This is a genomic window from Vibrio genomosp. F10 str. ZF-129 (assembly GCF_000287055.2).
In the GTDB taxonomy this organism is placed as follows: Bacteria; Pseudomonadota; Gammaproteobacteria; order Enterobacterales; family Vibrionaceae; genus Vibrio.
Genome location: NZ_AJYQ02000002.1, coordinates 50,504 through 60,794 on the forward strand (window position 1 = coordinate 50,504; position 10,291 = coordinate 60,794).

The 10,291-nt window shown below is 38.2% G+C and carries 11 protein-coding genes; 3 read left to right on the forward strand and 8 right to left on the reverse strand.

Annotated elements, in window-relative coordinates:
- Window positions 1–228: 228 nt before the first annotated feature.
- Entirely contained in the window at window positions 229–1,071 is an 843-nt protein-coding gene (locus A1QO_RS00940; RefSeq protein ID WP_017041327.1) for a hypothetical protein, read from the reverse strand.
- Window positions 1,072–1,627: 556 nt separating this feature from the next.
- A complete protein-coding gene (locus tag A1QO_RS00945; protein WP_017041328.1) occupies window positions 1,628–2,587 on the reverse strand; it encodes a hypothetical protein in 960 nt (319 codons plus the stop codon).
- A gap of 192 nt (window positions 2,588–2,779) precedes the next feature.
- Here A1QO_RS00945 and A1QO_RS00950 point away from each other — a divergent pair, with 192 nt between their 5' ends.
- Window positions 2,780–3,220, forward strand: coding sequence for an MbcA/ParS/Xre antitoxin family protein (locus A1QO_RS00950; RefSeq protein WP_017041329.1), 441 nt, complete (start codon window positions 2,780–2,782; stop codon window positions 3,218–3,220).
- Window positions 3,217–3,726, forward strand: coding sequence for an RES family NAD+ phosphorylase (locus tag A1QO_RS00955; RefSeq protein WP_017041330.1), 510 nt, complete (start codon window positions 3,217–3,219; stop codon window positions 3,724–3,726). The genes A1QO_RS00950 and A1QO_RS00955 overlap by 4 nt, the downstream gene beginning before the upstream one ends.
- 141 nt (window positions 3,727–3,867) lie before the next feature.
- Here the strand turns inward: A1QO_RS00955 and A1QO_RS20690 are convergent, their stop codons facing one another.
- On the reverse strand, window positions 3,868–3,996 hold the full coding sequence (locus tag A1QO_RS20690) for a hypothetical protein (RefSeq protein WP_017041331.1): 129 nt from the start codon (window positions 3,994–3,996) through the stop codon (window positions 3,868–3,870).
- A 128-nt stretch (window positions 3,997–4,124) separates the two neighbouring features.
- On the opposite strand from A1QO_RS20690, the gene A1QO_RS00960 reads away from it, so the two are divergent.
- A complete protein-coding gene (locus tag A1QO_RS00960; protein WP_017041332.1) occupies window positions 4,125–4,403 on the forward strand; it encodes a hypothetical protein in 279 nt (92 codons plus the stop codon).
- Window positions 4,404–4,596: 193 nt separating this feature from the next.
- On the opposite strand, the gene A1QO_RS00965 is transcribed toward A1QO_RS00960, so the two are convergent.
- Genes A1QO_RS00965 through A1QO_RS00985 form a run of 5 tightly spaced genes read right to left on the reverse strand, consistent with a single transcriptional unit; the run spans window position 4,597 to window position 8,147 of the window.
- Window positions 4,597–5,172: a DUF2859 domain-containing protein gene (locus tag A1QO_RS00965; RefSeq protein WP_017041333.1), complete on the reverse strand. Its 576-nt coding sequence runs from the start codon at window positions 5,170–5,172 to the stop codon at window positions 4,597–4,599.
- A complete protein-coding gene (locus A1QO_RS00970; RefSeq protein ID WP_017041334.1) occupies window positions 5,165–5,722 on the reverse strand; it encodes a hypothetical protein in 558 nt (185 codons plus the stop codon). Before A1QO_RS00970 ends, A1QO_RS00965 begins: the two co-directional genes overlap by 8 nt.
- Window positions 5,722–6,531, reverse strand: a complete 810-nt coding sequence (locus A1QO_RS00975) for a hypothetical protein (protein ID WP_017041335.1) — start codon at window positions 6,529–6,531, stop codon at window positions 5,722–5,724. The genes A1QO_RS00970 and A1QO_RS00975 overlap by 1 nt, the downstream gene beginning before the upstream one ends.
- A 2-nt stretch (window positions 6,532–6,533) precedes the next feature.
- Entirely contained in the window at window positions 6,534–7,688 is a 1,155-nt protein-coding gene (locus tag A1QO_RS00980) for a hypothetical protein (RefSeq protein WP_017041336.1), read from the reverse strand.
- 15 nt (window positions 7,689–7,703) lie between these two features.
- On the reverse strand, window positions 7,704–8,147 hold the full coding sequence (locus A1QO_RS00985) for a hypothetical protein (protein ID WP_017041337.1): 444 nt from the start codon (window positions 8,145–8,147) through the stop codon (window positions 7,704–7,706).
- Window positions 8,148–10,291: the final 2,144 nt, after the last annotated feature.

Sequence of the window (10,291 nt, forward strand, 5' to 3'; positions counted from 1 at the left end):
GTGATAGATAAGCTAAAAACACGCCACTGAGTGGTGATTACTGGGTACGTGTGAAGTAATCAATTTAAACACATTGAGAATACTACAGTGTATTTTGTTCTAGCTATGACCTTAATCATTTAACCATGATTGGATTCAGGAATGGGCATACGTATAAATGGGGGAATAAATTGGCTTAATAATGCGCCGTTAAGGCGCAGTGTTTAAGTCAACTCGTAAGAGTAGGGGTTAACTTGCATTAGTGTCGATGACGACTGTTTTTATGTAATTGAGCACATTCTCAGGCATGCCTTCATGAGATTGCTGTATCAAAGAAATGATATTTTCGACGTTCTCGCCAAAAAGCTCGCTATCTAATCGACACATTGGATCAATGTCGGTGAACATACCTTCAATCGTTTGTGTATAGCAGCTCTCGTATTCATGGTTTATTTCAAGCCCAAGTGAAAACACCAAAATTTCCTTGTCGACATCCTCTTCATCGTAACCTACCCAAGCCCTAAAGCTATAAGTCTTACCGTTAATTTCCGATTCGGCCAGTGTAATGGATGGAAGATCGTTTTGTCTCCAAGATGTATCCTCAATGGTGCTTGAGATAGCTTTAACCAGTTCAGGTGGCAGTTTATCGAAGTACTTTCGCCCAAACTGACAGGCCCATTGTGGGAGATCGTCATCATCATTATCAACGGCTACATCTAAATCATTTTGGATAACGATTTGCATCCAGGCATCTATTGTAAACGGATAGCCCGTGACCAGATCGTTTGCGTTGAATAGATGCGTTCTAGAATTTTCATAATAAAAACCATCGATTTCGTTCGTGATAGCCTCTTTAGTCAATGAAGATTCAACTTCATATGGAAACAGATGCAACTGTGTGCATTCAATCGTGATTTCTTTTTGCAAGAGCAGGAAATGATTAGTTGCAGTTGCTTTTTCTTCAAACCAGTCAAAGCTAGATGAGGTTAATGATTCAGCCCCAACCACCCAGACTACTTTGGTGCATTTTTCCTTCATCTGTTGAGTTATATGTACAGAATTTACCGATACTTCTTCAATGTTGGAAGTCATAAGAGTGTATTTCCTTGTGTGATTGTATTAAGCCACCAGCTGGTGGAGAGAAACTATAAGTGATGCCAGCATTGCTGTGATAACTGGGTATGCATCGAAATTATCAGTTGGAATTTAAACTATATATCATCACTATACAGTTGTATAGTGATGGAGTTATTTGATGGATCATCTCTTAAATGAATTGGATATGTCGAATTAGATGAGGGTACTTCACTAGCGATGCTTGCGGTTGATATCAATGCAAGAAGAGCGAATTTTTTAATCACAATATTTCTCCATTGCTCTAGTAAGGAGGAGGTAATTATTTGGACCCAATCATTAGTATTAAACCAAATAAACACCTCGTTACGCGGCCTATTTTACCCCAACTACGCTATTAACCTTCCAAAGGTCTCACAGTCTGTAGGCCAGCAGTTCTAGCCATTTGGGCTGGTGGACTAAATTCATTAGTTAAAAGCTGTGCGCTAGAAGTTAAACAATCAAATAGTGAATTCTTATTCAATAGGTCTGGTGTATTCCCGTGATATCCCAGACCTACAAGCATATTTAATCGTTAAAGGTGAATATCACCCTCATTTACATTAGTGGCTCGAATAACTTTGCCATCCAGGTCCAATTTAAGGAACGTTCCATACTGGTACTTAACGCCATCTAGCTCCAATGGCTGCATGATCTTGAAATAGCTAATGGAATAGTCATCACTCATAACCACCTTACTGTGTTTGAAATCATAACCATTAAACTGAAAGTTTTGATCATCATAGTATTGGAAGTCACTTCCGTGACCATTGGACTTATAAAAATTATGTCTTATGCAATTATCACTCGTTACGACAGGTACCCGTTCATCACCAATCGATTGAACTCCCATAAAAAATGGTCTCGAGACGCGACATTTGCTAATCAAGTATTTAGACTCGTTAGGCACATAGACGACTTCAGAAGTTAATTTACAAAACCAGTCAAGTAGCCGATAAGGCTCTCCAGTATTATGAGTAACACTTGTGACATACCCGTGTTCGTTCCAAGCAATAACAGAAGGCATCGGGATATTTAGATTGTAGTTTTTGTTGGAACTACTCGATCTTACGAATGCTCGCCTAAGGTTACCATTGTTATCGAAAAGCACATTAGTACCTGCAACTACAAATTGGCCTTGTATTGATGCAGATGTTTTTACTTTTCCATACAGAACATTCCCACTAGGGCTAAAGTTAATTTTAGAACCACCTTCATAGATCACCCCATTGACCAAATAGTCCGTTTTAAGGATTGCTTGATAAAACATGTTTTCAGGATAGATCCATGTGATGCCAGCTGCATCCAGTAGCGCCCCTCTGTATTCCGTATCTTCAAGTAGTTGAATCTGGACCATAAGGTTTGATGGTTCATGTTGCGATGATTCTTCAATCGCTTGATTGGTCATATCACCCCGACTACAGCCACCAACAAATATAACCAAACATATTGCTGCAGCGCCTATTACTCTATCCCTTCTATTGTGATTTTCCATACAGTTCCCTTTGATGGCTAACACTTACTCGAACCTCCAAATACACTAGACCATATTTACTATAAGTGGCTGTGCCTCAATGTCTTAATTAGTAGAATATTTAATCAGGATGGTTCCATTCGATAGAAAATTCACTATAATCGTACTAAATACGTAAACATCATAGTACCTAGTACGAACAAGGAGCTTAATATGGCACAAGCTGATATGACTTTAGATGACATTGTAATCTCTCGACTCGACAGTAGTCGCCAAGCTACGAGTTCTTCTTGGCTTGCTGAAGCTACTCTCGATGAACAAAGACTTGCTGGTCATACTTTACGCGTTGTGGTCAAAACCATTCCCCGTGATCTAGTTGCTCATACGATCGATGTGAGTCCTTCTAATTTCTCAAAGCTCTATAAGCGTAAACACTTATCAAGAGTTCAAAGTGAAGACATAAGCGACTTAACAGCTACGTGGGCCGAAATGCGAGATATCTTTATGAATCAGGACAAACTGATTGCTGAGTGGCTTGATAGCCCTCTACCGTCACTGAATGGCCGTAAACCAAGTGATCTATTACAAACACTTGTTGGCCGTAAAGTCCTAAGAGAGCAACTAAATCGTCTACGTTACGGAGATTTCTCTTGATTCTATTTAGAGCACTACATAAAAGATATGTATCACAATGGAACGAGTACGATAAAGGCAGCAGCTTTAAAGACGGTGCAAGATGGAATCAGGCAAACACGCCCGTTATGTATTTCAGTTCTAATGTTCAAAATGCAATGCTAGAGCTCGCCAATTATGCAACCACACCAACGATTGCTAACGGGCTCTTTGTCATAGGTGCTTTTGAATGCACGGCATTGCGCTTAAAAGAACTGGATCCAAAAATGTTACCTAATGGATGGGAGCAGTACCCATTCCATATAGCTACCCAAGATTACGGCTCTACCATATTGCATGATGATGATTATGATGGGTTGGTGGTACCCTCATGCGCTATCAATACAACATTGGCCAGTTCTCCTCATAATGAGGTAAGAAGATCTCTTTACGCGAACGTTATCTTAAACCCAGAAAAACCCGCTTTTAAAACTATGAAGCTTATGGATACATTTGAACCAATCTATTCAAATCGAATGTTCAATTAGGAGAGTGGAATAGAGGAAAGTGGAATCTTGATTCGTGGCAAGAAAGATTATCACAATGATGATCGCTATTACTATCTTGCAAACAAGAAAATTAACGGCCTAATAGGGTCCTATAGACTACAGTTTGGTTCGAAAGGGGGATCAACCGAGTTTATCTACACACAACGCTAGAAACTCAGCCTTTAAGCTGCCTCCCATCCCTTTACGTTTGTCTTTGAGGCGTTCTCCCAGGTGTTCTACGCAACGTTTGGTGTCCAATTCTTCCGTCATACGGCTTCCTAAAATAATCCCATACTGCAACTATAAATAAATCAAAAAAGAATTGTTAGCAAATCAAAAGTGATTTATGATAAATACAAATCAAAAATGATTTACCAACAATCCGAGGGAAAGACAACATGGCCGAGATATTTAAAGTGGGATCGACTGAGGTTCGTTTAGAACTGGATACATGGAACAAACATGGGCGACTGAAATTTATGGTGTCCATTCTATGTGTGGATTCACCGTTTTCTGACTATGATTCATTGCGCTTTAAACCGTCTTTAGAGGAAACAAAAGAAGTGATTGATTGGATCATTGAAAACGAAGGCAAAGAAGCACTAAAAGGTTACACGGTTCAGCAAATACAGTTTTTATGCGATGGAATCAATAAGCTAGTTGAACAGTACATCTAGCACACTAATACAACGGAAATCGTGCAGGAAGGACAAATAGTTTTTGTGAGTGACGTTACTCGATGCGCTCTCGTGGGGCGCATCCGATAAAGTTTCTTACTCAAGGGGAAAAGTCAGTCATGGCCGCAATCAAGAAGACGCTTATAGACCGAGTAATTAAGCGCTTTCCTTGGGTCTCTGTCTGACGACAACATTATTGATAGATACCTTGATTCGTTAGTAGAACTGGATACCCAGGTACACCAAATTCTTTATTAAGCTCGTCTCCGACTTGAATCATCACCTTCAAACTAGGGTATAGTCTTTTGTAGTAATAGATTCCATTTTCATTCTTAGCTTCAACTATCGCGAGTATTATGTTGTTTGCTTTTAAATACTCTGCATTAGATGCAACCCACTTCTTAGAACTTTCATCATCACCAATAACAGCAATTGGATTAGCAACATTATTATTTGGCCTTGTTATGTCTGCTGTAAGATGGATAGGGGATAGTGCGTAGCTTTCGATAGGAAACATGCTATTCAGAACTTTGGCTTTAACTAAGTCAGGGTCTTCATTTTCGGCCCGAGTGATCGCTGCTTGCTGTTCTATGGCCTTCACATCTGCCAATCTCCTTTCAGCTGATAGTTGGTCAAGAATGTTGGGGTCGATAAATTTTTCGATTGGTGTGCCACCAGCATCCGCTAATACGACTAGTTCAGTTGCGTGAAGATGTGCGCTTATTGTGATGGCGCTTAAGACTATTGAGGTGATAATTCTCTTATGCATATCCGAGGTCCTTGTACATTCTTACAAACTTCTTTTCGTATTTAGCGGCATTAACTGGATTGTTAGGTGCATGGTATTTGCCAGCGGCATTTACCCAGTTACCTTCAGAATTGAACTTCGTGCGCAAGTAAGCTGTACCGACATCTAAACTAATATAAGGGTCACTGGCTTCTTCAATACTTTTAAAACTGCCGTTGTGCCAATACCAGTTAACTTGAACGGGGCCAATATCAAAATTTTTATGGCCATGTTCAAGTAAGTACCTTGCAGCCGTTAAAAGCTTTTCTTGTGACTGAAAATAGTAAGGTCGGCCATTAAAGTTCATCGCAAAAGGGCAAGGCATTTTAATTGATGGATCATTACTTTCAACATGAGCGATAGTAAATAGTACATCGGCGGGAACGCTGTGTTTTCGCGCTGCGTGTATATAAGCGCTCTCTATCTTCTTACCTTTTCTAACTTTACTAGTTCCAGATAAAGCTGGTGGACATAAAACTAATGCACCACCAGCAAATAGTGATTGAATGGTTCGTCTTCTATTTATATCCATCACAACCCCATCACACTAATGCTGCCAAAGAAATCTTTAACTACTAGAGTTGGATAGACCCTTACTCCGATCTGCTTTGATTCTCCCTTGTCGACATGAAACACAACTCTCTTACTGTCTATCATATTTTTAGTAACACCATACTTCTCGCTAAATTGAACTACTTGTTCCGGTCCAACGGTGCCAGATGAAGAAATAAAGATCTCAAACTGTTGGTCATCTTTGATGTTCTCAATGCTGTCTCTCACGTTAAATGAACACTGTCGATCACATTGGCCAATTTCAAAAAACAGCAATGACCTTGTTTTCTTTGACGCACTCATGTGTGGCATGCGAAGAGAACCAAACTCGTTAAGTCTTGAAGGAGCGGTTTCGGCTTTGCTATTAGAACTAGCTGTTTGATCAACATCCTCACCCGCCATCTCCATAAGTAGGAAAAATTCATTATCCCTTTGTAACTGCTCTTTATAGTAATGATGAGCCCTTAAAGCTAGGTCATACTTTTCTTCTTTTGTTTTAGCAAAACTAAATAAAACTCGATAGGGTGACGCAGAGGCAGTATCTAAATAAACACTCGCTGTATTTGTAGTGTTTTTATAGAAGAGATAGTTTCTCCATTCTTCTTTCGTTAACCCCCATTGTTGTCTTTCGAATTCAACTACTTTTTGAGGGTCTAATCCCAACTTATCTATGACAGTGCTCGCATCACCACCAGTAGGGTTAGTAGTTAAAACCGGAAGGTTAATCGTATTGGCCAACACATTAAATGATAGAACCGAAAAAAGTAGCGGGGCATAAAGAGTCTTCATAGCTATTTCACCTTTATTAGTTCTAATACTTCAGAAGAAGAATCATGTTGTACTAGAATCGATTGCGGCATTCGCCCATTCTTACCAGCACGAATTGCTTTAATATAAAAGTTAGATGAGCTGCTTAAGTAATCCCCTTCACTGAAAAAGTTAAGTACCACACTATCTGCAATGTGTGCATGGTACTTGCCACCTATTGAAGAAATGTTATAGAGCTTAACACCGTCCAGTTCTTTAACTTTCTTAATGGTTGATACTTTCCTTACTGGTGCCGGTTCGGTTTTTTCTGGGAGTGATTGGGAAAGCCCAACGTTGTTTATTCCGAAATCATTATTCATTTTCTCATTAGATTCGAAGGATTGTCTCTGTTGTGAAGGGCTTTTATCCCTATCGTTTAATGCGAGATTTTTAATCTCTCTTTCCTTTAATAAACGTTCTACATCGTTCCAAATCTTCTCATTTGCGGATTCAAGTTCATCTGACGTAGCCATCATCAGTAGTTTGTTATTTACTGTCGACTTGAAAAGGTCTAATGCTGCAGAGAACTCATTGGCTTTATCGCGAGCAGATAATGCCGTCTTATTTGCAAACAAAGCGGTTTGTTGAGCCTCATCCGCCAATTCACTAGCTCTCAATGCCTCTTGTTTAGCTTGTTGAGCTTCAGTTAATACAGAATTAGCAAACGTAGAATTAGCCTTTCCATTAAGCTTCAAATTAAAATCAGACCGAAGTGTTTCTAATTGACTAGACACTTCAAGTTTATATTTCTCTAAATCAGTGACTTGAATTGGTGGAGACTGCGGTACTGTTTCCGCCGCAGGAATGAACGAGAGAATTTGCTCTTTGTATTTTAAATAACCCGATATTGCAGAGATCAAAACGACAACAACGAATAGAAGCCAGATAATAATTTTCCCTACCTTTTTTAGTCGAGTCTTATCTGGGAAAGATAAATCACTATCACGACTACTATCTTCGGTCTCCTTTAGTTTTTCACTAGTTGATTTATCACTAGGAGAGTTCGGTCCGTTAATGGTCATATCCACTGGCTTAGTATCTAAAGCATGACGATCTGATTCAGAAGCGTTCAACGAGGTTACATTTGTAGCTACCGATTGGTCGTTCTTGTCATTGGCATTCAATCCATTATTCGACATATCTTAATCCTTTTATTAGTCGTCACTTTGGTGTTTTAAAGCAATAGGTACTATACGAATAGTCCTCGTTATATCGTCATATTGAATCGTCATAGAGGCCCCCACTAAAGTTTGCAACACGCCTTCTAGAGTTACGTCAGTAAAAACTCTATGCACAGCTGGCAATGGTCTAGACAGCAATACCATTACCTGTCTATCCATTGAGGAATGATTACCTAAGGCAAAGCCTGTTTGCAGAAGTGTATGATTTATCGCTTGCCCTATTAATTCGACATCACGGTCAAAATCGATACTAAGGATAGCTTTACGAATATCTTGTTGTTGATATCCAGGAGTAATATCTACCTGTACAAATCTAGATAAATTGTATTGCTGTGTTGTTGAAGACTGAGCGTGAGCGATCGGGCTTAGCAAGGAAGTGGCTATAGCAACCCAACCTAGCGTTGTTCTAAACATCATGTCGTATGCCTATATACGTTGAGAGTAAATGTATCGTCTCATGTGAGTTCGCAGAGGCATAAAAAAAAGCAGACTTTTTAGGTGGCGTTTTTGAGGCAAGAAAAAGGGCTACATTTCTGTAGCCCGATTATGGGTATATCTTTTTTTAAATCTTGTAGCAGTGCTGAACAATTTAGAGAGCGGGTAATCCGATTCAGCTCACTCCCCATCTCAAAGTTAATCAGTGAGTGGGACCTAACGGTTAGTTGATGAAAGATCATCTGATGCCGATAACTCAATGAGCCATCCGATTCTTTTCGCCAAGGGCAACTTAATCCTGATCTATTTTCCGCAGAAGATCAATCAATAAATATTTCGAGTTTTATTGAAATTGGCAAATTACATTTTTTTCGCTCAGCAGCTTAGGTTGGTTTCTGGGTTGTCACTTTTTCTAGGCTGGTTTCTTGGATGGACGGGTAAACCCTTTTATTAAAAAAGGTAATTAATTAGTTATTTAATTAAAGGTGGGAGATAGGGCAAACAAAACAAAACAATCCTCACCGCCACCATACGTAAGAACACACAGGCAATACATGCGCCACCATCACTCCGAACATCAATTACTGCCTAACTAACGCATGCGCCACTATCACTTAGAACACGAGATCGCTTAACGCCACTACATTAAAGAACAATGTATAATAAAAAAATTCTTATTCCAAATTGGTCAATTATTTACAGGGTTAAGACCAAAATATTATATAAAAACAGACCAGAATTAAGGTCACCAAAACGGTTGTGACCACTTCTGTATCGAAGAATGAAACAAAAACATTAAATAAAATCAGCATGCCACCCAACCTAGGAACACCAATAATTTTTATGTAATTATTTACAAAAATGGAAACAATAGAGCCTTTTAAAGCGTGAAATCTATCGTGTTGTTTGATGAATGAAAAATAATATATTGCCTAGTTGAAAGAAGATTTCAAAGGTCATCTAACTATAAAAGTTCTCTCTATGAAGTCTAGAAAATATTTCTCGATCAATTAGTATGGAGAAGGTGATAATCTAATGTAATGAAAAAATCTCTTAGAGGTTGATGATAATGTGAATTTTATCGTGCATGAATACTTGCTGATTCTAGTAATCGCATCGGAAAATCTAAGTTGTAAGTGATGTATTTAGTTTAACATGTAAGTTAGTTTTCTTAACTTATGTAGATATTGAGTACGATAAATTGATAAAGTGATAAAGTATTTAGTAAGGCTTAGTTATCAGAGAAAAATGCATTCCAAAATTTATAATTTGGTAACCTGACTTTAAGGACAACCATTCAACTGGACCTGTAATAGGTATGATCCTGTCAAATAATTTGGGCTCATGTGAAACCAAGAATTCGATTAAGGTATCATATATGGTGAATATTTATCCTTTCAATACGGCGAGAATCATCAAATATTGCTAGGCAATATGTGAATAAAATTGTCGATTTCTTTTGATTTTTAGTTACAGTATTAAACAGTCTTTATTACATATACTGACTAGATAGATTCAATGTATTAGGCAATAAATATGTTAGTTGTTCACTTGATTGTAACAGTTTTGTGTCGAAATTTTCTTAACTAATCTTGATGATTTCAAGTAGAGTTATCAAGGCTTGTTCTTTAGGGATCATTGTTGACTTATGAAGCATTTATAAGTCATTGACTACTAATTTGGAAAGTTACGTTGATGAAAACTTAGCCCTATTTAAGCGAAATTTAAAAGAATTTTTAAGCCATTCAATAAGTAAACTAAAATATTGAAAGAGATGTAATAATAATTTCGGAGTTTTATTGCCAACTTTGTATGAAAATCTGTATTATTATGACGTCTTTAACCCACCTCGAATCAAGATTTATATCTTACTATTTTCTGCACTGTTGATGTGAAACCTTTAAGTTATTCTCGTATCTAAAATAATTGCGACAGTTTCTCTTTGGACAAGCGCTTGAAAGGGCTATGGCTTTATGAAACTGTTTGTCCTTAATCAATGTCTAAACTCTTTCTAAAGCTCATTGAGGGGGCGTATGGTGGAATTAAATATTGTGTATAGGTCACCTGTCGCAGTGGAATTTGGATAGGTAGTTCAGGTGGGCTAACAATAAAGTCTGATCGGTATT